The following is a 21,606-nucleotide window of genomic DNA, read 5'->3' as shown; positions in this document are numbered from 1 at the left end:
AACATGAGACACCATGGATTTATCTATTTGTATGATATGTAAAGACAGTCTACGACAGATGTTGATACGGAAGATAAAAATAAACTCGTTATTCTAGTTGAAACAGGAAAGAAACAGTACAAAAGACATCTTGTGAACATGACTAGTTGGAACATGTATGTGGTTGAAGATTTAGAAGGCGCGAAGGTCAATGAATACAAATACGAAGTAAATTACATGCCAGAAAGTATTGTGCCGTTTACGGTGACTGAGAAGAAGTAGGAGGACAGCGAATGATACCGAAGTTTCGAGCGTGGTACCACCGTTTAAAGGTAAAAAATTTGGGCAAGAAATGAAATATGGACAAGCAGGAAGGTTGATCACTCATGCTGAAATGTCTCCAGATAAATATATCCTCATGCAATCCACAGGACTGAAAGATAAGAACGGTGTAGAGATTTTTGAGGGGGATATAGTACTTTTCAGTGTAAGTGATGGTTTTAATCACTTAGATCATGAAAAAGCTGTTGTTCAAGCCTCTGGGTGTCATTCTGGCTTAATTTGTAAGCTAGTAGACTTGGACTTAGAATATCGAATTTATTATGATCCAGTATTTCACACTGACTATGAAGTTATCGGGAATATATACGAGAATAAAGAGTTATTAGAGGTAGAGTAATTGACTAAAATATTAGATGCATGTTGTGGTAGTCGAATGTTTTGGTTTGATAAACAGAATCCAAACGTAATTTTTATGGACATTCGGAAACAATACGAAGAACTAAATAGCGGACATGTCGTTGATATCAATCCTAATGTCATTGGAGATTTCAGAGATATGCCATTTGAAGATGAATCATTTTATCATGTAGTATTTGATCCGCCACACTTGCTTAAAGCAGGCGAGAATAGCTGGTTGGTCAAAAAGTATGGAAAATTAAATCCCGAAACTTGGAAAGAAGATTTAGCATTAGGATTCAAAGAATGTTTCAGAGTATTAAAGCCAAATGGAACTCTTGTATTTAAATGGAACGAGGATCAAATCAAGCTATCAGAAATATTGAATGCAATTGATTATGTGCCATTATATGGAAATAAGAGAGCTAAAACACACTGGTTAGTATTTATGAAGAGTATCTAGCTACCTCGTGAAATTGTAGGATCAATTTTGATTAAATATGTAATTTCTGAATTTACCAGATAATGGGAAGGTAAACATGCAAATTAAAAGGATCGTTTGGAAAATTAAAACTATAGTTAATGCTGTAGCGTTGAATTTTAAGTACAAGCTTAAATGTATTCCCCATTCAATCAAATTTAATCCAATTAAATAAAAGTAGTATCTCTTTTTAATCTTACAGTTTTTAAGAAAATAGTAGCTAATATAATAATCTAATAAGACAAGTATAACCAATATATGTTTATCTATAGTGACTATAGTGTCATGTTTTTCTGAGAGTCTATGGAAATACATTAATAATGTTGGTAAAGGAATATATATTGTTAATAATGATATAAAGAAAAAGACTATAAATGGCATTTCGTCACTCCCATATAAATAAAACTATGTAAAAAATATCACAATCTTGCGTTGTGGTCAAATATTTTCATGTTATCTATTTTGTTATTATCGTCAATAAATGAAAAGGAGGAGGTAGAATGATGGGTTTCAAAAAGAGTGACAAAGTAGTGACTAAAATAGGATCAGGCGTGTCATTATACTTCTTGGACAACGAATATTATATAGTTCAAGATGCTTCGATGCCTGGCAGAATCGTTTTGATTGACGACGATAAACAGCGTTTGAGTTGGCCATCTAGTAAATTCGAATTATATGAGGAGGTGGCGGAAGGATGAGTGGATTGATAATAGTCGTTTTAGTCTCTTCAATAACTTCTTTTATTGTTTCTTTTCTCATGTTGAAATGGCACATGAGAATGTTTAATAAATGGATAGAAATTTTTTTCGAGGAGGAAACAAAACAAATAAAAAACTACCTGTCTAAAGACAAGTAGCACAAAAGTTTTTACCAAAAGGAGTCATTTTTACTAAGCCGTTTGTAATTTTAGGTTCAGACATTATTGAATTTTTAAGTTCTTTTTTCCTTTTTGAAAAAATATATGAGGTAGCAAGTCAGCAACCACAACTCAACGACAACCAGAAAATCGTGCTGGAGTGGTTGAAAAGTAACAGAAATTCCAATGCTTGCAATTTATGAATTAGCAGAATTAGCAGATGAAAATACAAACTTAGCCTACCATCAACTTGACAGTAAACAAGAAATCGAAGTCCTAGCAGCATTCGCTCAATGGGGATTGGAACAGGAGGAAGCGGAATGAAAGAATATAAACGCCAGCACATCATCAAGCATGCTATAGAAATGTATATTCAACGTGAAGGTGCTTCTGAGAAAGACATCAATCAAGAAAAATCAGTTCTTAAAGAAACCAAAGAAAATATTGCTCAAATGAAGAGGAAATTTGAGAAAGGATGTGATTGTTAAATGAATGATCGGCATCGTAGAGTAGCAAAGCTCAAGAAACAAGAACTAAATGTAGCAAGAGCAAAGTTTAAGAATGAATATGGCATCTCTGCAGAAGAAGCAGTAAGACTTACTAGAGAATTAACGAAGGCTTTTGGTCAAATAACAGAAAATATTGGAAATGCATTCGTTTCTTTTGGGAAAAATTTACAACGAAACATGGAGGAAAAAGAATGATCTATCCTTTTATCTTTATTGTGCTTTTCGTTTCTATGTTAGTAATCATCCAAGAGGGGAATAAGAAATAATGGGAAAGACGAAATCGAAAATCAAGAAGAAAAAACGCTGTTTGGAAAAAAAGGCAATTCAGAATGGAACGGCTAATGAAAAATATATGAATAAGAAAAAGAAGAACATAAAAAAGGACAGCCAGTAAATGGCTGTCGCTACATAAAATGGAAATTGTTTGAAAGTTTATCTCATTATACCATAAAAGGAGCGATTTTGCTTGATGAATTTATTACGAGAAGTAGATTTCAAACAAACAAGAGATAATGCCAGAAATGTTTTAAAGAATTTTAGACGTTTAGAGCGCATAGCAGGTCGCTCTTTGATAGATATTAAGTCACCAGTTATAACAGATATGCCTAAGCTTCCTAGTCACGGAAACAAAGCAGAAGATGCCATGATCCAATTAGCAGATGCTGAAGCAGAAAGAGACGCGATTTTGAGGGCTTTGATGGCGCTTAGTCTAATTAGTCGCCAGATACTCTACTACAGTTTCTGTGTGCCAGACAGTTTCTCAAATTACAGGATTAGTCGTGAAGTAGGTTATTCAGAAAGAAGCATACAACGGATGAAGTCGGAAGCTCTAATAGAGTTTGCAGAAGCATATAGGCATGGGGAAAAAATTGCTTATAAATAATTTGGCGTTTTTTTGGCGGAATGATGGCGGTTTTTATCCATTTACCAGTGATATTATGATAGTGTCGAAAGATTAAATAAAACGACACAAAACAATCAATCAGCGTGAAAAGTCAAACTACTTTAACTGTCATTATTTTCGACTGATTGAATTGTTTTACAGAGAGTTTTTGAAGACTACTCACAAAAACAAAAATAAAAAGAACATCGTTTATTTTGTTTCAGTCAACAAACAGCTCTTCTTTAACAGATAGACAGCAACCAAAAATAAACTAAAGGATGTGTAAAAACTCCTGAAATTCTTCGTTAGTTATCTATTTCAGCAAGGTTGCTGTCTATTATTATGTCGCTGTGGCTGAATGGTGAAAGCTCATCTATTTTTTAGATGCAACCTACAAGGTTCGATTCTTTGCCAGTGACTTTAGTAGAGAGATATATTAATAAAGAACGTCTATAGTTGTTAGCAATGTTCGCAGAGTTCTCTTTTTTTATACGTAATATGTTATAATTATTTCAAAAGAAAGAAGGAGTGAATTCGATGGGTGTAGGTAAATACGAAAAAAGATATGATGATGATAGTGAAAAAAGAATAGCTTACGAATTAATGGCATTTGGTGAACATAATGAGCACATTGGGATTTTTGAAAGCGAAGAAAATGCGTTGAAATATTCCAGAGAACTAAGTGAACAAGAAGTTTATAAAAGCTATTCATTTGAAGTTTATCATCGGCCGTATTTTAAGGATACCTATTTTGTAGATTAAACGTTTTTTAATTGCTAATTTTAACATGGATTACATTGAGACCACTCAACGAGTGGTCTTTTTATTTTGAAAGGAGCTTTATTTATGAATGAAAAACAATTAAGCGAGTTATTTAAATTGAATGAATCAAATCAAACTGCAGAGGCAACATTTTATGAAATGCAAAAAGGGCTAACATTAATCGCAAAGCAAGCCAAGTATTTCTATGACCAGCTTGTTATGCAAGGATTTAATGAAGAACAGGCAATGGAGTTTACAATGCGAACTTTTGCTGCTAATCAATAAGGAGGTTACATAATGAGAAACTACTGGTACGTATCATTATCGAATAGATATCCACAACCAAATGATAATGATCCAATTAGAGTAGTTCAATCGGTACAAATCAAAAAGAAGTATTCAATCATTGAAATGGCACGAGAAGCTACACCAAAAGAAGTTGATAAATACAAGCTTGTTTATTGCGGTCATGGTTTCTTTGATGAAGCAAACATTCAAAATAATATTAACAAGAATTTGAGGGATTAGAATGCAAATTGAATTAATTAATTTTCTGATTTAAAGATATTAATTGAAGCTGATCTGATGTTGAAAGATATCGATAGTTAGTAGATAATTAAAATAAAACTAACGGAGGTATAAAATGTTATCAAATATTCTCATTGATTCAAATGGAGAGCTTATTTGGTCAGGTGTTTCAGCTATTGTTTCAGCTTTATCTGCTTTTCTTGTGTTTATAGGTGTAATTATGAATGTACGGACACAAAGGAAAATAGCTAAACAACAAATAGATGCTAATTTAAAAGCAACAGCAAGAATAAAATGGATAGGTGGAGTCAGAGATAAAACATCAGAACTTATTTCTTTATTACTTTCATTACAAAAAGAAGAAACAGTTTTTTATGAACAATGGTTGGAAATAGAAGAGGTATCTGAGCTATTAAAGTTATATTTTAATTCGAAAATGAATAAAAAATTGAGTTCAGAAATATATGTTGAGGAAAACAAAATAATTATTTCTAAATCAGCTGCAGAAATAGTTTTTAAAGAAAATAATAATATTGATAAACATTCATATATAAAAAGATACATTGAGTGTTTAGTTGAATTATATAAAGAAGACAATTACAAAAAGATTATTATGGAGATAAAGAATTATAATAAATTTTTGAACGATGATATTGAAAAAAATTTCTTTTATTCATTGTCAAAAGGCGATTCAGAAATTGAAACAATAATAAATACACCTATAGATAATTTAGTAGGGGAAAAATTCGATTATAAAGCAAGAGAATCTAGTATTATAAAATATAGAAAGATAATAAATGAACGTGAAAACAGTTTAAAAAACTATCAAAAAGCTATAGAAGATTTTTCGTCAGTTATATCTTTATATCTAAAATTAGAATGGGATAAAGCTAAACAAGGAAAATAGAAAACAAAACTCAACCTAAAAAGAATGCGAGGTGGTGTGTATTGAATGGCAAGAAAACGAGATCCAAGGCGTGATGAAGCCAAGAAAATTTGGTTAGAATCTAACGGAGAAAAGCAGTTAAAAGAAATTGCATCTGAATTAAATGTTTCAGATTCTCAAATTAGAAAATGGAAATCGCAAGACAAATGGAGCGATGAATTGAAAAGTAACGTTACCAATGGCAAAAGTAACGTTACCAATCAAGGTGGCGCTCCTTTTGGTAATCAGAATGCAAAAGGGAATAAAGGCAATAGCCGAGCATCACCTCCAGTAGGGAACAAGAACGCTTTGAAAACTGGCGAGTATGAAACTATATTTTACAAAACATTAAGCGATGAAGAGAAGGACATCTATTCTAATTTGAATAATGATCCTTCTTTTGTTTTGTCTGAGGAAATACGATTGCTGAAGATAAGACAGCTGCGAATGATGAAACGGATAAAAGAAGCCGAGTCAGGTTTAAACGATGAAGAGATTGATCGCCTGCAACAACTGCGAAAGATTAAAACACCAATCGAAAAGGATGGTAAAAAGCTAGAAATCAAGCGTGAGGTTATGCAAGACGTACAGATTTCAAGAAAGACTTATCGAAAAATAGATGACATTCTTTCAATTGAAGATTCATTAACTCGGATTAGCAATCAGTTATCTAAAGCCATTAAGCAAATGAATGAACTATATATAACAGATTACAAGACTGATTTAATGAAAGCACAAACCGAGAAAATTCAAGCTGAAATAGCAGATATTGGCGGTAATAATTCTGGCGAAGAAGTGGAAGAATGGAAGCAAGCAGTTTTGAATGCAGCAAATAAACGGGCGGTGAGAGAGAATGAGTAATGATTTTATTCCTTTTGCTGATATAGGTGCTGCGATTGATTATTACTATGATAAGCCAGTAGCTTTTTGCCAAGATATATTGGGCTTGGATCCTGATGAATGGCAGGAAAGTGTTTTGAATGATTTGGCTGAATTTCCAAAGGTTTCAGTTCGTTCTGGACAAGGTGTTGGAAAAACAGCATTGGAAGCAGGAGCAATACTTTGGTTTTTAACTTGTCGACCATACGCAAAAGTGATTGCTACAGCGCCAACCATGAAACAACTTTACGATGTGCTTTGGGCAGAAGTAGCTAAATGGCTAAATGATAGCTTGATCAAAAACTTACTGAAGTGGACAAAGACCAAAATTTATATGGTTGGTGATTCAGAGCGTTGGTTTGCTACAGCTAGAACAGCAACGAAACCAGAAAATATGCAAGGTTTTCATGAGGACCATATGCTGATTGTGGTAGATGAAGCTTCTGGTGTGTCTGATCCAATTATGGAAGCTATTCTTGGTACGCTATCAGGTTTTGATAATAAGCTATTGATGTGTGGAAACCCAAATAATATTGAAGGTGTCTTTTACGATTCTCACAATTCAGACCGTGATAAGTACAGAGTCCATAAAGTATCTAGTTACGATAGTAAACGCACAAACAAAGACAACATAGAAATGATTCTTAAAAAATATGGAAAAGAAAGTGATGTTGCTCGTGTCCGTATTTTTGGAGAATTTCCCAAAGGTGCGTTGGATTCATTTATCAGTCTTGAAACGGTTGAATTGGCTACAGAAAAACAAATTAGTGATTCTTTAGTCAATAAAACAACGGTTGCACATATTGGTGTCGATGTAGCTCGATATGGTGATGATTCTACGATTCTTTTCCCTAGAATTGCTACCAGGGCATTGGAGTATGAGAAGTATTCAAAACGAAGCACCATGGAAACAACAGGATATGTCATCAATATGGCCAAGAATCTAATGAGTCAGTATCCAAGTATTGATAAAGTGATGATTAAAGTCGATGACACGGGTGTCGGAGGTGGTGTAACCGATCGCCTAGAAGAACTGATAGAAGATAATCATTATCCTTTTGAGGTGTTTGGAGTGAATAATGGTGCAACATCAGAAGACGATTTTTACGATAATTTAGGTACTCAACTATGGGGAAATATCAAGGAAATGTTAGAAGAAAATATGACAGCAAATCTTAACGGTGAACAACCGATTATTGAATTGCCTGATGATGGATCGTTGATTAAAGAACTGAGTACACGTAAATTCAAAATGACGAGTAGAAGTCGTATTCGTTTAGAAAGTAAAGATGATATGAAAAAGCGAAATATTGGTAGTCCCGATATTGCTGACGCACTGGCTTTAGCGTTTTATGAGTCACCAAATCACTATCAATTTATTCAATTTTAGGAGGTGAGTTTTTGATTAGTACAGTATTATCTTTAGAGAGATATAAGAAGCTACGTGTTAAATATGCAACACAAATTGAAGATGGAATGTTTGATCCGAATGGTTTTATAGAAGATATGAAACCATTTTTTGCTGATCGCGAAAGAAAATATCTAGCTTATACTAGCGAAAAGAATGAAATAGACAATAGACCAAAGCCTAACACTGATATTGTAAAGGTTAATAATAAACTTCATGCTGGTATGTATTCGATTGTCGTAGATCAAGCAGTCAATCATTTTACTGGTATACCTATTAAATGGGATTACGATGTATCGGAACAAAAAAGAACACTCATTCAAAGATTAAAAGATAAATTCTTAAAAAATGATACAGAGCTTCCAACAGTTCCAGAAGCTTTTAACAAATTAACAAGCAATCTTGATTCCATGAGATTTGCAATGCTTGACCCTGAGACAGCCACTTTCCAAGGTGCATGTGGAGTAGCTTTCCGATTGTTAGAGCCTGTGGAAGGAGATGATGGTTGGGAGTTAAGAGCAAGCAATATTGAGCCTTGGAGAGCTGAAAGATATGGAAATGCTGGAATCTATATTAAAGAAAAGTATGACTCTTATCAGAAAAAGTTTTTCCAAGAAATGAAAGTTATAACTAGAAATGAAATTACGACATATGCTTGTTATGGTGATTTAGATTTTATTACTAACGGAACATTCAAAAAAATCGATGAAACAAAAAATCCTTTAGAAGTGATTAATTTGTCCGAATTTAAAAACAATACAAATCGTTATTGTGATTTTGAAGTAGCTGAGGAAATTGGAGATGCGATTGATCGTGCTTTGTCTGATCAACAAAACGAAATCGAACAATTTAAGCTTGCGTACATGCTTGTTACTGGTACGACAATGAGCAAAGACACTGCTAAAGAAATGATGAATCAGCTAGGGATTATTAACTTAAAAGACCCTACAGCAAAAGCAGAATATGTCACCAAAGATTTAGCGAAAGATTTCAATGAATATCATATGGATCTATTGAAAAAACAATTTTACACCATTTGTAAAGCAATCGATTTTAACGATGAGGTGTTTAAATCAAACAGTTCTGGAGAAGCTCGTAAGTGGCAAATCATTAGCCTAGAAGCAAAAACAAATACTAAAGAACAATATTTTAGAGAAGGACTGAAAGAATGCGCAGAAACAATTGCTGCTTTTCTTAAGTTTCATGACAAAGTAGAAATTGAGCCAGAAAAAATTATTTTTACTTTCTCTAGATCTTTGCCAACTGATCTAAGTTATTTAGCTGAAGCTTTACCTAAGCTTGCACCTTATGTATCCAAACGAACCATTCAAAGACAAATTCCCTTTGTGACAGATGTTGATTATGAAAATGAAATAATGGAGTTGGAAAGTGGAAATGCTTATCCAGATAGTGAATACAATTTTGGCGGAGGTGGCAATAATGACGATAGAAACGAAGTATTGGACCAAACGTCGAGAACTGGAGGATCAAGCAAGGCTCAAACAAGAAAATCAGACACTTAAAAAATTAGCTAGTGTATTTCCTGAAGCGCTGAAAGAGATACAAGCAGAACTATTATCTCAAGCAGACTTACATGATATTACTTATGCTGAAATGATGGAGTTTTACAGCAAAAGTGATCAAAAAAAATATCGTGAATATGTGGAAAAAAATTACAAATCTCTCAAAATGTACGATTCAAAATACAAAGAGTTTATCGATGAATTTTTTCCATCTTTTGATTATGCAAAGGTTAATCGTTTGCTACAGATACGTTCTGATATCTTTAAAATCCTTGCATACCATGCAATAGATGTAGACGTGAACAAGTATTTTTCAGATCGATTGGAAGAGATATTGCAACGTTCATATGCTTCAAATGCAAATGTGTTATCGCAATTGCTGAATGTTGATTTGCCGAATTATTTATCCCAAGTGGAATTAGAGAGTTATCTAAACTATCCTTGGTCGGGTAAAACCTTTTCTAGGAGGCTTTGGGGAAATATTTCATCGCTCGAACAGAAACTCTCCAATGCTATTGTAAAAAGTGTTGCTAGTGGAGAAGGTGTTATACACGCACTAAATACCATGCGAACAGACTCAGAAATTTGTGACATGTTTAAGTTAGAAGAATCAAAGTATAACAAAGCGATAGAAAATCTTGTTCGAACGGAGTATGCAAAATTTGCTCAAGATGGTATTGAAAAATCATATTTAGAAACAGGTATTGAGGAATACAACGTTTTAACTGCAAAGGATGAGAGAGTTTGCCGAATTTGTGGAGGAAAGGCAAGTAAGAATCCCTATAAACTGAAAGATACTGTCATAGGTGAGAATCGAGCACCTTTTCACAGTCGTTGCAGATGTACGGATGTTCCTAATTTACCAAAATTAGGAAAGGATATTGATGAAGAATATGACCGATTATTTGGCGATTTATTAGATGAGTTTGCACATGATTCTTTTGGAATTAATTTGAAACGGAGGAAGTAGAATGAAAGATTTTCATGAAGCAGTACTAACAATTAATGTAAAAGCTGATATTGCAGAAGCCTACAAAACAGCTATTGAGTCTGAGAATCATCCTAATGGCTTGAGAGATCAGTGGAATGGTAATTATGCCTACGTGGTTATTGGCGATCAAACTGTTAATTATCAAGAGAATACTCCAGTTAATAAGAATACCGTTAATTTAACGATTCAATTATTATCTCATACATTACCAAATTTAAAAGAAACAGTTAATTGGTATGAAAAGACGGGATGTATTGTTGTTAGAACTGACTACAAAGAAGGAAAGTCTAGTAAATAGGCTTTTTATTTCAAATTTCTACAAATACTAACAAAAAGGAGTTGGCAATTAAGCCACTCCTTTTTGTCTACAGTCTGAGATAACTTAATTAATAAGTTATCTTTTTCTTGGTGCGAAATCACCTTAAACTAGCGCAATACTGGGCTTGGTTGAATGGTGGGGCGCAACTATTAAAACTCAAAGCAATGCGGGGCGTGAAAACGAATCGTGGGGCGAAAGGAGAATAAGCGTGAAAAACAAATCATTAATACCAATGAATTTGCAATACTTTGCCGAAGGTGACGATCCACAGTTTTCTTTTGAGGATTTCAAAACTTTTGCGGAATCTAATGAAGAAGCTCAAAAATTTCTTCAGTCACAATCTCAAAGTGTTGCTGACAAGCAATTGGAAGCTTGGAAACAAAATAACCTAGATAAAATTAAACAGGATACTATCAAGGAATATGAGGAATCCAAGAAAAACAAGTCACCTGAACAAATACAACTAGAGAAATTACAAGCTGAATTCGAAGCTGAGAAGGCTTTACGTGTGACAAGTGACAACAAAGCATTTGTTGCTGAACAAATTGCTGGGCTAGAACTAGATGGAGAGTTAAAAGATTCTATTTCTCAATTTATGTTAAATAATCTTGTTAGTTCTGATACAGAATTCACTAAAAAAGCTGTGGAAGGTTTTACTAACGTTTTGGAATCTATTAAAGAGAAACATTCCGAAGAAATTAAAAGTCTAGAAATGCAGACAGCGTTTGGTACGAAAAAACAGCAACAAACAACTAATAATAAACAAGAAAATATTGATGATCCAATGGGTAAGTTAGGCGAAATGCTACAACAATTTAATTAGGAGAGTGACAATTATGAAAAAAACATCTTTAAATAATTTAGAGTATTTGGATATTTCACCAGCGATTAATGCTATGCAAGTACCAAATACACCTTTTTTAAGCTATTTACTTGGTGCTGGAAAGACAGAGCAAGCAAATTCAACAGAAATTAAATGGCGTGAATATGACATCAACAACGATGATTCTTCTGAAAAGCTTGAGGGCGGAGATTATCAAGATGCTGAATCGGGTCGAAATTGGTTTAACAACTATACAGAAATTTTTAGAAAATCAACCTCTGTATCTGGTACATTAGATGCTATTAATGTGAATGGTGTCGGAAACGAGTTAACTAATCAAGTAGCACTACGTGGTATGGAAATGAAAATTGACTTGAACAGAAAATTGATTACTGGTGTAAAAGCTGATGAAAATGGTTCTAAAGGTCGTCGAATGAATGGAATTTTGAACTTGATCAATTCAGCAAATAAGGCAGAAACAGCTACTGCGGGTGCAGTAACAAGAAAAGATATCGATGGTTTATTTAAATTGATGTATGAAAAAGGTTATATGGGAGAAAAATTATGCTTGATTTCTCCAGATATGCAGGAGTTAATGACTGATGAGTTAGATGGAAAATCAACAAAAATTGTTCAGTTCGGGGAAAGAGTAACTTTTGGATTGCAAATTGGAAATATCGTGTCTAATTACGGTACAGGTATTGCTTTACTAGAACCATCATTGCCAAAAGGAACAATTGCCGCAATCGATACTAATTATGTGAAACTACGTCCATTACGTGAATGGAGAGCAGAAGAACTTGCAAAAACAACTGATTCAAGACGTATCGGTCTTGTAGGTGAATACTCTCTTGAATACAACGCTTCAAACTCTGGGGCAATTTTAAATTTAAAGTCTGAATAAATGGGAGTTAGTACTCCCTTTTTTGATAGGAGGAATTACAGTGGTAAAAAAAGATGAAACTAAAAAAGATGAAGTCGTGAAATATAGAGTAGGTAAAACTAAAAATTTTGTTGGGTTTGTTCATCCTAAAACTCGTAGATTTATCACAGCAGATTCAAATAACGAATTTATCATTTCTATAGATGATAAAGAAGCAATTGCAATTTTGGAAGATGCAATTGATGTTAATGAAATTTAGGAAGTGATCTGATGGATGAATCGCTAAAAACGGAAATCATTGAGTCTACAAAAGAAGATTTTCCAGATTTGAGTGAAGAACGCATAACTAATTTATTAGAAATAATTTTGCTAGAAATTGAATCATACAACACTTGTAAAAATGATATTTCATGGGAAAAGTTAAAAAGCGTGATTAGTGAAGTGTTGTATAAAATAATAAAAAATGAATCAGAAAAAACAGTATCTTCAGTTAGACGTGGTGATACAACGATTAGTTATGCTTCAACAACAAATGCTGTTAGTGAGTTGCTTCTAGGATATGGTGATTTGATACGAAGAGTTATTGGTTGTGGAGGATTGGAGTTTTTTTAATGAATGAAGCAGATATTTTAGAAACTACTTATGAAGATAGTTGTATTATCGAAAGACTAACGGACATTGAAGATTCTAATACAAATATTACTATTCAAGATTACAAAAAAGTATATGATAATCCTATCCCTTGCGCTCTTTCACAAGGTCAAATCGATGGACTAGCAGTCATAGAAGATGGAGAGATGGTAAATGTTTCGACTGACACATATAAATTATTTGTTCATCCTAAGATTAAACTAAAAAAAGGAGATCGAATAACAATAACTCAAAAGGCTAGTGGCTTAATTTTTTCTTTATTTGCTACTAAGCCTTTTTACTATCCTAGTCATTGTGAAGTAAATTTGATAGGAAGTGAAAAAAATGGGTGATCTCAAATATGAATCTAATGCAGAAAAGATCATTGAAAATTTTAAAAATATGACTGTAATTGCTCAAAAAGAAGGAATATCTTTTGTAAACGATTCGATGAATAAAGTTGTTAGCCTAGCTAAACCTTTAACTCCTGTAAAATCAGGTGATTTAAGACGTGGTTATCGAGTAGTAAAAGCTAGGAAGCTTTCAACTGGTCGTATTGTTGGAGCAGTTATAAATAATGAACATTACTTTAAGTATGTGGAAGAAGGACACAGGACTAAAAATGGTGGCTTTGTCAAAGGACGGTTTATGTTGACCCGTGCAACGAATCTTGCAAATATGTCTTATATTCCTAGAAGATTTAAACAAATGGCAATAAAAATCATTAAGAAAGGAAAATAACATGAAAGATAAAGTCATTGCTGAAATCAGTAGTAAATTAAAAGAAATATATCCAGATGGGGCAATATATCTTGATTCAGTTATGCAGTCAACTAAAGATTTTTACTTTGTTTTATCAGTAATGGAATCTGGGACTGAAAATGTAGGGATTGATGTTCAAAATGTTTCTTTCTTAATTAATATTGCATTGATTGATAATAAATCCGATAAAAAATTAGTGAATGAATTAGTCTCACGCTGTGGGGCTTTTTTTAATACGATTACAATTGATAGTCAAACACTATTTCCAGAAAACTATTTACCTGATGAAACAGATGGTGTTCAACACATTCGCTTTACATTAGGATTTCCACAATATATTGAATGGAGTGAAAAATAAATGGGAGAAAAAAGAAGTAAAACTGGAATTATTTCTGTTGAAAAACCTACTTGGTTTCCTTTGAAAGATGAGACAGGAGAACTTCCAGTATATGATACTGCAATGACGATGGGAACAGCAGTTAGTATCAAACCTACAGCTAATTACGAAACAACACAAGACTATGGTGATTCAGTTGTTCAAGATCAATTCACTGCGTTTGGTGGTGCAGAAGTTGAATTAGAAGCAAATGGGTATAGTCATAAAGTTTTAACAGCAATCACTGGAGGAAAACTTGTCAAAGGTGGTGCGTTGCGCTCTGGAGAAGATATTGCCCAAGATGGGGCTTTTGCATATCGGCGTAAAAAGTCGAATGGAAAATATCGTTATACAGTCTTTTATAAAGGTCAGTTTGCTTTAGATTCAGATGAAACTTCAACTATTGAAGGAAGTAAAGTAAGTTTTACTCATCCAACTTGGAAGGGTTCATTTGTAGATGTACCAGGACTTGGATATATGTACTCAGTTGATGAAGATGATGAAGACGTTGATCAAACAATGATTGAAAACTGGTTTACAAAAGTAGCAATACCAGTTGAAGAAGCTGAACAAGAAGAACTAGCAGGAGGTACAAAATAATGTCTAAATATCAAACGACAATTAAATTAATGAAAAAAAATGAAGATGGGAAATATAAACAAGTGCAATTCAAATCTGCTGAATTTCTACCAGGTCCAGTTGTAGAAGAAGCGGCAGAAGTGATGGAAGTAATGCAAAATGCTGTAGACAAAAAATCAGTGTCAGAAGCTTTAAGTCAAGCTTATTCATTTATTGCAGATACTTTGTTTGAAGGACAATTTACTGGTGAAGATTATCGTCAAGGGATTGATGCTCGAGAAATTGCTCCATTGACAGGAAAGTTATTAAAATCTGTTACCGCAGGATTTGATGAAACTTATACGGAGACGAAAAAAAAGTAAGCGAAGCTCTCAAATATCCTTCTTTTAAACATTCGATTACTTATCGAGAATTAGATTTAAAGACGCAATTACTCGAAGCAGGTTGGACGTTACCAGAAATTGAACGTACTGACTTTGATGAGTTAATGCGTCTTTTTGCTTTTCGAGATGCAGTAAAAGAGCATGAAGATGTTGAGTACTACGATAACTTCACCCAATTTTAGGAGGTGATACTTTGAATAACGATGACCTAATTCTGAAGATGATATTAGATGAATCAGGTTTTACTGCTGGTATGAATAATGCTATCAAAAAGCTAGGTTCTTTTGATGGAACTATCGAAAGAACGAGTAGAAAAAGTGGCAGTTCATTAGGTAGTATTTGGAAAATATTTGCTGGTAGCTTTCTAGCCAGTGGAGTGACTAGAATTGTTGGAGCTGGTTTTGATCTAATTAAAGGTTCCGTAAGTGGAGCAATTGATCGAGTAGATACGATGAATAATGCTCTACGAAATTTCCAAAATATGGGATTCAGCAACTCTGAAATTATGAAGAATATCGGAAAAAATGGGCTTTTATCTCAAGGTATTCAAGGACTTCCTACCGCTTTGAATGATGCGATAAGTCATGTACAACTTCTTGCTTCTTCTACTGGGAACTTGACTCGTTCGACTCAAATATTTAAAGCATTAAATGATGGGATTCTCGGGTTTGGTGGTTCAACTGATCAAGTAAATGAAGCTGTTATTCAGCTATCTCAAAGTTTCTCAAATGGAAAAGTAGACGCACAAACTTGGAATTCAATGATTAATGCTCAACTTGGTCCTACTCTATCTGCTATCGCTAAAAAGATGGGAATTACAATGGGAGAGCTTAAAGAAGGGTTGTCTCAAGGTAAGATTTCTGTTGAAGAGTTCCAAAATCAATTAATAGAAATGGATACTAAAGGTGGCGGAGGACTTAAATCATTAAATCAAATTGCAAAAGATTCAACTAAAGGGATTAAAACCTCTATCCAGAATGCCAAAACAGCTGTTACTCGTGGTGTTGGCGAAGTAATAGAAGGATTAAATAAAGCCCTAGTGGATGCTGATTTAGGTGGATTTAAGGGGATTATTGATAAAGTTGGAAGTTCCATGGAATCTTTTTTGAAAGTAATTGCTGCAAATATTCCTACAGCAGTATCATTTTTAGGTGATTTATTTAATGCAGTTCAAAAATTTGGTTCTGCTTTGAAATTTATGCTGCCATTTCTTGTTCCAGCAGCTACCGCTTTTGGGGCATTTATGTTTCAACTTAAAGGAATACCAGCAATTATAAAAAGCTTCAATAATTTTAAGAATGCCATAATCGGTGTTGGAAATTCAATAAAAATTATGGGGGCTATAGCCGCCGCAAATCCGTTTGTTTTGATTGTTGGAGCCGTTGTTGGAGCGATTGCTGTATTTGGCTATTTTATGGCAACCAACGAAGAGGTTAGAAACAAAGTTATATCCGTTTGGAATGATGTAAAAGATTCCGTACTTGGTGTATTAAAGAATATAAAAGATTGGGGAATTGATACTTGGAATTCTGCTAAAGAAATGGCATCAAATGCTGTTGAGAGTGTCAAGGATGCTTGGTCTGGAATAAAGGAATGGTTTTCAAATACTTGGCAAGGCATTAAAAATGGAGCAACAGGTTTATTTGATAAAACAGTAGAAACATCTATGAATGCGGTTGATAGTGTAAAAAACGCATGGTCAAATACAAAGCAATGGTTTTCTGATATTTGGCAGAGCATAAAAGATTCAGCAACTGAAAAATGGAATGAAATTAAAGGTTCTATCATGGAAGTTGCTGGTCCATTGATTACAGGTTTAAAGAACGCATTCTTGCATGTCACTTTTTATTTAGAGACCTTATGGAATAATCTAGTTGAGATTGGTAAAAATGTTTTTGAGATTTTAAAAAATGTTATACTTACGCCAGTTTTGTTTATTACCTCCATGATTTCTGGTGGATGGGAAGAAACAAAAAACAACATGATTGGTGTATGGAATAATATTAAAGAAAGTGCTCTAAATATTTGGGAGTCTATAAAAAATATTTTTGTTAGTTACATTACAAATATTTATTTTGCTGCGTTTAATATTTGGACAGGTTTCAAACTTACTTTGATAAATATTTGGAATGAAGTAGTAAGTCAAGCTAAATCAATTTGGATTAATGTAAAATACTTTTTTATTAATCTTTGGATTGACATTAAGTATTTTGCTATTCAAAAATGGATTGAATTAAAATTCGGGATTATTCAAACTTGGATTGATTTAAAATATAATGCTATTACTACTTGGAACAATATTAAACAGTTCTTCAAAGATACTTGGCAGAACATTAAAGATATAGCATACAATACATGGATTTCTATAAAGAATTCCATGATCAATACTTGGAATAACATCAAGGAATCTTTCTGGAATATTGTTACTGGAATTGTTAACTCCGCTGAAAATGCATGGACTAATCTAAAAAATGGTGTTTCAAAAGCAATTAATCGGGTGAAAGAAATTTTTGATTCATTAAGGGAAATCAATTTATTCGAAATCGGTAAGAATATCATTGATGGACTTATCAATGGTGTAGTAGAAAAATGGAATGCATTGAAAAAGACTATTAAAGGTATTGCAGGTAATATCAAAAATTGGATTAAAGGAGCTTTAGATATTCATTCTCCATCAAGATGGATGCGTGATATGGTTGGTAAAAATATTGTTCAAGGTATTATTGTTGGTATTGACAAAGAGCAAAGTAAGCTAGATCAAACCATGACAAATTTAGTAAAAACACCGTCTGTTCAACCTGTAGTAAATGGAATAAGGCACCTACCAGTTACACAAACAAAGCAAAATATATCTGCTAGTGAAACAAAAGAAATTCATTTACACTTAAATGTTTATGGAGATTTACCTGATTCAATGGTTCGGAAGATTACCACAAAAATTAAAACAGAATTGACAAGACAAATGAAACGAGATGCTGGTGCAGTAGGAGGAACATTATATGCAACTTAAAAGAGGACAATTCATTATCAATCAACATTATTCTTCTGAGTTTAACGTATATATTCAAAATAGGCCTGCCTCTGTTTCAGCTAGTCGTGTAATTGAATTGAGAGAACGTGAAGGCAATGACTCAATTATTATCGATAAAGCCTATTACAAAAACGTTACTAGAAAAATTGAATGTTATTACAAAGCACCATCGATTGATCTAGTGCAGGAATGGGAAGATCGAATTACTGAATGGTTAGATATGAACTCTTACAGTGATTTTATTCTTTATTACGATCAACAATATATCTATCAAGCTATAGTAACCGAGGCACCAGAATTTAAAGGAACAAGAAAAACAGGGAATATAGTTCCATTTGAATTTACAGTTAGTCTTCGACCATTCAAAGAAAATTATAGTGGTCGTTTTGCTATTGAACAGATAAAAGCTTTCGAGTTATTTAATCCAGAGAAGTATGCTTCAAAACCGCTTATTAAATTGAGTGGTTCTGGAGATGCTTCTTTTTATATTAATAATGACAAATATGATTTGAAACTATTAGATAGAGAATTATATATAGATTCTAAACTAGAAGAGTCTTATCGAAAGCTAGATGGCAATTTAGAACATCAAGATCATGTCACTTTATTTTTAGATTTTCCATTTCTATATCCTGGAAAAAATGAAATCAAATGGACGAATAACATACATTCGTTTGAGATAATACCAAGGTGGTGGAGAAAAGTATGATACCAAGAATATATAGTCCTACCGAGACAGATTTTTCTACGAATGGTTTAGGGATTTTGAAGGACACTACAAAATGTGAAATATATGAAGTAGCAAATGGAAAATATGAATTAGAGTTGGAGTATCCATTAGGCACTCGATTTGATGAATATTTTGAAAATGACTATCAAATAAAAGCAAAACCAAATGACCAAGAAGAGTATCATATCTTTTTTATTGATGATAAAGATATCGATACTTTTTTAGATACTGTAACTATTTATGCCCAGAGTCGTACAAATCGGCTTGGAAGACGAGCAGTTACTTTTGCTGAAGTAGACTCTAAAACTGGTCGAGAAGCAATGGCAATTATTGAAAACAATATGGATAAAAAATCAGATATACGCCTATATTCTGATATTACAACTGTATCAAGTACAACTTTTGAAGCAAGAAATGTTTTAAATTGTATTGCTGGCGAACAAGGTTCTTTACTTCAGTATTGGGGCGGAGAAATTAAACGTGAGCCATTTAAGCTATCCTTATTAAAACGAAGAGGCCGTGACAATATTGGAACAATCCGATATGGAAAAGATTTATCTGGATTAAAAGTTAAGTTAGATTGGACAGGCGTGAAAACAAGAATTATTCCTTATGCTGATCCTCAAAGTGATACAGGTACAACTAGCCGAATTTATGGATCGCCAGTAGATAGCGAATATATTAATAATTATTCTGATGTATATACAGAACACGTTCAATTCACAGAAGAACAGGGAGTTAAAGATGTTAATAGTTTAAATAAAATAGCTAAGAATTATTTCAAAACAATTAATCCAGGCTGTGATAAACCGAAGATTTCTATTACCGTTGAGTTCGATAAATTAACGGACACAGAAGAAGGAAAAGAATTCGCTAAGATAAGAAATTATGGGTTATTTGATACGTTTAAAATATATCATCGAAAATATAAACTATATTTTGAATCGAAAGTTAGTGGTGTTCAATATGATTCATTATCTGAAAAGGTTTTGAAATTGGAAGCTGGGGATACTCAAGTTGCTTTTTATCAACAACAAGCTGTAACTATTCAAGATAAATTAAAAGATTATGCTACGAATAATTATATGAGTAGTTTTAATGATTATGTGTCCTCTATGATTGCAGGTCAAGGAAATGCAGGCGGTTATGTAGTTTTATGGCCAAAAGAAAAACCTTCAAATATTTTTATAATGGATAGTCCTGATTTAAACAAGGCAAAAGAAGTATTAAGAATGAACAAAAATGGAATTGCCTTTTCTAAAAATGGTTGGAATGGTCCTTTTAATTCCGCTTGGACATTGGATAGTATATTCAATGCTAATTTTATTCAAACAGGATTAATAAAGGCAGATATCTTTCAAAACTCTTTTAATAAAACTGGAGATGTATTGAAATTAGTTAATGGACTACTTCAAATTTGGAATAACAAAAAGAAAATAATGGAGTTAACCAAAAAAGGAATGGAGTTTTGGAATTCTAATAGTTCAATTGGAACGATTGGAACAACTGATTCTGCTGGTAATCCTTTTCCTGGAGCTTCTACTCCCACACCTATTGAAGATAATTCTTTAGTTATTCGTACAAATGGAGACGGCAAATATATTTTGATTTCTCCTAAAGTTGGTAAAGGATTAGTTTTATTAGGAAATGGTAAAGCAATTTATTTTGGAGACTTAGATGTACAAGGCAAACTCACAGTCAACGGAAAAGAAATCACAGGGAACAACAGTGGAGGAAGTGATCCTGGAACTATCCCTCCTCAATTGACGACGGAAGCTGAAAAAAGAGCATGGAAAATTTGGACAATATTGAAAGCTCGTGGTTATTCTGAATATGCAGCTGCAGGTATTCTAGGAAATATTCAGGGGGAGGTTGGAGCAAGTATGAACCCTGATACAGAACAACTTGGTGGTCCAGCTTATGGGATTGTTCAATGGGATGGTTCTGCTTATCCGTTAGTCGGATCACCAACTTGGAACGGACGAGAGTATGTTCAGCGTTTGATGAACACCGCAGGGATTCAAGAAGATTATCGAAGTATTGAAGCCCAAGTAAAATTATTAGATTGGTGTATGTTCAACGGTCAATGGCTCGGAAAAGTAAATCCAACCACAGTATTAGGATTTAAATCGATCAATGATGCCAAAAGTGCAGCGTATGTTTTTGAAATGAACTTCGAACGCCCAGCTTCTGCACATCCAGAACGCCAAAATTATGCCCAATCTTGGTATAACAAATTACATGGATTAACTAGTCCAGAACCTGGAGGAAATTTTATTTGTCCGATTCAAAAACCTGTGAGAGTTACTTCAGAATGTGGATGGAGAACTAGTCCAATAAATAATGAACAAGAATTCCATAATGGAATTGATCTTGTAAATGGAAATCCTAATACACCTATTTTTGCAGCATTAGATGGGGAAGTTGTTCAGGCTGGTGCTAATTATTATGACTGGTATGGTAATTACGTGGTTATTAAACATAATAATGGGAAGTGGACAGGTTATGCTCATTTGTCTCGTATTGATGTTTCTGTTGGACAAAAAGTCCAGAAAGGCGCTCAAATAGGCTTGATGGGAACAACTGGTCCATCTACAGGAGAACATCTACATTTTCAAATTATGAAAAATTATTGGCCACAGCCAGTTGTTGATTTTGAGAATCCAAGAAATTATATCCAATTTTAAG

Annotated in this window: 28 protein-coding genes and 2 pseudogenes; 29 read left to right on the top strand and 1 reads right to left on the bottom strand. The window is 33.5% G+C overall.

The genetic code is table 11. The features are described 5' to 3' along the window. Nucleotides 1–60 precede the first annotated feature (60 nt). The 3 genes and pseudogenes from IGJ32_RS08335 to IGJ32_RS08325 all read left to right on the top strand — a co-directional run. Nucleotides 61–261 (top strand): annotated as a pseudogene (locus tag IGJ32_RS08335) (hypothetical protein); the annotation flags it as partial. An 11-nt stretch (nt 262–272) separates the two neighbouring features. Beyond that, nucleotides 273–658: pseudogene (locus tag IGJ32_RS08330) on the top strand (YopX family protein). Continuing rightward, nucleotides 659–1,120, top strand: a complete 462-nt coding sequence (locus IGJ32_RS08325) for a class I SAM-dependent methyltransferase (protein ID WP_002325355.1) — start codon at nt 659–661, stop codon at nt 1,118–1,120. A gap of 21 nt (nt 1,121–1,141) precedes the next feature. On the opposite strand, the gene IGJ32_RS08320 is transcribed toward IGJ32_RS08325, so the two are convergent. Beyond that, nucleotides 1,142–1,519 (bottom strand): hypothetical protein, encoded by a 378-nt coding sequence (locus IGJ32_RS08320; protein WP_010718394.1) that lies wholly within the window; start codon nt 1,517–1,519, stop codon nt 1,142–1,144. Nucleotides 1,520–1,638: 119 nt separating this feature from the next. Here IGJ32_RS08320 and IGJ32_RS08315 point away from each other — a divergent pair, with 119 nt between their 5' ends. The 26 genes from IGJ32_RS08315 to IGJ32_RS08190 all read left to right on the top strand — a co-directional run bounded on the left by IGJ32_RS08315 (nt 1,639) and on the right by IGJ32_RS08190 (nt 21,605). Next, nucleotides 1,639–1,836, top strand: coding sequence for a hypothetical protein (locus IGJ32_RS08315; protein ID WP_010718393.1), 198 nt, complete (start codon nt 1,639–1,641; stop codon nt 1,834–1,836). Nucleotides 1,837–2,180: 344 nt separating this feature from the next. Next, nucleotides 2,181–2,318: a hypothetical protein gene (locus tag IGJ32_RS08310; protein WP_165380865.1), complete on the top strand. Its 138-nt coding sequence runs from the start codon at nt 2,181–2,183 to the stop codon at nt 2,316–2,318. After that, a complete protein-coding gene (locus IGJ32_RS08305) occupies nt 2,315–2,482 on the top strand; it encodes a hypothetical protein (protein ID WP_165380864.1) in 168 nt (55 codons plus the stop codon). Before IGJ32_RS08310 ends, IGJ32_RS08305 begins: the two co-directional genes overlap by 4 nt. Beyond that, the gene (locus tag IGJ32_RS08300) at nt 2,483–2,698 is read left to right on the top strand and encodes a toxin PIN (protein WP_239652815.1); all 216 of its coding nucleotides are present in this window, start codon (nt 2,483–2,485) and stop codon (nt 2,696–2,698) included. Nucleotides 2,699–2,972: 274 nt separating this feature from the next. Then, the gene (locus tag IGJ32_RS08295) at nt 2,973–3,386 is read left to right on the top strand and encodes an ArpU family phage packaging/lysis transcriptional regulator (RefSeq protein WP_240273671.1); all 414 of its coding nucleotides are present in this window, start codon (nt 2,973–2,975) and stop codon (nt 3,384–3,386) included. 537 nt (nt 3,387–3,923) lie between these two features. Then, nucleotides 3,924–4,148, top strand: a complete 225-nt coding sequence (locus IGJ32_RS08290) for a hypothetical protein (RefSeq protein WP_376005219.1) — start codon at nt 3,924–3,926, stop codon at nt 4,146–4,148. 84 nt (nt 4,149–4,232) lie between these two features. Continuing rightward, on the top strand, nt 4,233–4,433 hold the full coding sequence (locus IGJ32_RS08285; RefSeq protein ID WP_081123712.1) for a hypothetical protein: 201 nt from the start codon (nt 4,233–4,235) through the stop codon (nt 4,431–4,433). 12 nt (nt 4,434–4,445) lie between these two features. Then, on the top strand, nt 4,446–4,676 hold the full coding sequence (locus IGJ32_RS08280) for a hypothetical protein (protein WP_081123711.1): 231 nt from the start codon (nt 4,446–4,448) through the stop codon (nt 4,674–4,676). Nucleotides 4,677–4,791: 115 nt separating this feature from the next. Further along, nucleotides 4,792–5,583 (top strand): hypothetical protein, encoded by a 792-nt coding sequence (locus tag IGJ32_RS08275; protein WP_081123710.1) that lies wholly within the window; start codon nt 4,792–4,794, stop codon nt 5,581–5,583. Between the two features lie 45 nt (nt 5,584–5,628). Further along, a complete protein-coding gene (gene terS, locus IGJ32_RS08270) occupies nt 5,629–6,462 on the top strand; it encodes a phage terminase small subunit (RefSeq protein WP_430610393.1) in 834 nt (277 codons plus the stop codon). After that, nucleotides 6,455–7,870 (top strand): DEAD/DEAH box helicase family protein, encoded by a 1,416-nt coding sequence (locus IGJ32_RS08265; protein ID WP_430610391.1) that lies wholly within the window; start codon nt 6,455–6,457, stop codon nt 7,868–7,870. Before terS ends, IGJ32_RS08265 begins: the two co-directional genes overlap by 8 nt. A gap of 11 nt (nt 7,871–7,881) precedes the next feature. Further along, complete coding sequence (locus tag IGJ32_RS08260) at nt 7,882–9,411, top strand: phage portal protein (RefSeq protein WP_430610389.1); 1,530 nt, start codon at nt 7,882–7,884, stop codon at nt 9,409–9,411. Then, nucleotides 9,329–10,381 (top strand): minor capsid protein, encoded by a 1,053-nt coding sequence (locus IGJ32_RS08255; protein WP_430610387.1) that lies wholly within the window; start codon nt 9,329–9,331, stop codon nt 10,379–10,381. Before IGJ32_RS08260 ends, IGJ32_RS08255 begins: the two co-directional genes overlap by 83 nt. A gap of 1 nt (nt 10,382) precedes the next feature. Continuing rightward, the gene (locus IGJ32_RS08250) at nt 10,383–10,700 is read left to right on the top strand and encodes a hypothetical protein (protein ID WP_034698454.1); all 318 of its coding nucleotides are present in this window, start codon (nt 10,383–10,385) and stop codon (nt 10,698–10,700) included. A gap of 229 nt (nt 10,701–10,929) precedes the next feature. Further along, nucleotides 10,930–11,544 (top strand): capsid assembly scaffolding protein Gp46 family protein, encoded by a 615-nt coding sequence (locus IGJ32_RS08245; protein WP_232622376.1) that lies wholly within the window; start codon nt 10,930–10,932, stop codon nt 11,542–11,544. Nucleotides 11,545–11,557: 13 nt separating this feature from the next. Then, nucleotides 11,558–12,448, top strand: a complete 891-nt coding sequence (locus IGJ32_RS08240) for an SU10 major capsid protein (protein ID WP_086312484.1) — start codon at nt 11,558–11,560, stop codon at nt 12,446–12,448. Between the two features lie 22 nt (nt 12,449–12,470). Beyond that, nucleotides 12,471–12,686, top strand: a complete 216-nt coding sequence (locus IGJ32_RS08235; RefSeq protein ID WP_002311614.1) for a hypothetical protein — start codon at nt 12,471–12,473, stop codon at nt 12,684–12,686. A gap of 11 nt (nt 12,687–12,697) precedes the next feature. After that, entirely contained in the window at nt 12,698–13,039 is a 342-nt protein-coding gene (locus IGJ32_RS08230; protein WP_005874762.1) for a hypothetical protein, read from the top strand. Then, nucleotides 13,039–13,410 carry a hypothetical protein gene (locus IGJ32_RS08225; protein WP_081140284.1) on the top strand — a complete coding sequence of 124 codons (372 nt, stop codon included), beginning with the start codon at nt 13,039–13,041 and terminating at the stop codon, nt 13,408–13,410. The genes IGJ32_RS08230 and IGJ32_RS08225 overlap by 1 nt, the downstream gene beginning before the upstream one ends. Continuing rightward, complete coding sequence (locus tag IGJ32_RS08220; protein WP_081140286.1) at nt 13,403–13,798, top strand: HK97 gp10 family phage protein; 396 nt, start codon at nt 13,403–13,405, stop codon at nt 13,796–13,798. The genes IGJ32_RS08225 and IGJ32_RS08220 overlap by 8 nt, the downstream gene beginning before the upstream one ends. 1 nt (nt 13,799) lies before the next feature. After that, nucleotides 13,800–14,177, top strand: a complete 378-nt coding sequence (locus IGJ32_RS08215; protein WP_081140288.1) for a phage tail terminator family protein — start codon at nt 13,800–13,802, stop codon at nt 14,175–14,177. Then, nucleotides 14,178–14,795, top strand: coding sequence for a major tail protein (locus IGJ32_RS08210; protein ID WP_081140290.1), 618 nt, complete (start codon nt 14,178–14,180; stop codon nt 14,793–14,795). After that, nucleotides 14,795–15,136, top strand: a complete 342-nt coding sequence (gene gpG / locus IGJ32_RS08205) for a phage tail assembly chaperone G (RefSeq protein ID WP_252702744.1) — start codon at nt 14,795–14,797, stop codon at nt 15,134–15,136. The genes IGJ32_RS08210 and gpG overlap by 1 nt, the downstream gene beginning before the upstream one ends. A 241-nt stretch (nt 15,137–15,377) precedes the next feature. Then, entirely contained in the window at nt 15,378–18,167 is a 2,790-nt protein-coding gene (locus IGJ32_RS08200; protein WP_430610977.1) for a phage tail protein, read from the top strand. After that, nucleotides 18,157–18,897, top strand: a complete 741-nt coding sequence (locus IGJ32_RS08195; protein ID WP_161440394.1) for a phage tail protein — start codon at nt 18,157–18,159, stop codon at nt 18,895–18,897. Before IGJ32_RS08200 ends, IGJ32_RS08195 begins: the two co-directional genes overlap by 11 nt. Then, a complete protein-coding gene (locus IGJ32_RS08190; RefSeq protein WP_430610381.1) occupies nt 18,894–21,605 on the top strand; it encodes a phage tail spike protein in 2,712 nt (903 codons plus the stop codon). The genes IGJ32_RS08195 and IGJ32_RS08190 overlap by 4 nt, the downstream gene beginning before the upstream one ends. Nucleotide 21,606 lies beyond the last annotated feature (1 nt).

Origin of the sequence: Enterococcus sp. DIV1639a, assembly GCF_050530445.1 — a bacterium.
In the GTDB taxonomy this organism is placed as follows: domain Bacteria; phylum Bacillota; class Bacilli; order Lactobacillales; family Enterococcaceae; genus Enterococcus_B; species Enterococcus_B hirae.
The sequence above is the reverse complement of the archived record's forward strand: the minus strand, read 5'-3'. Positions and strand labels throughout refer to the sequence as shown.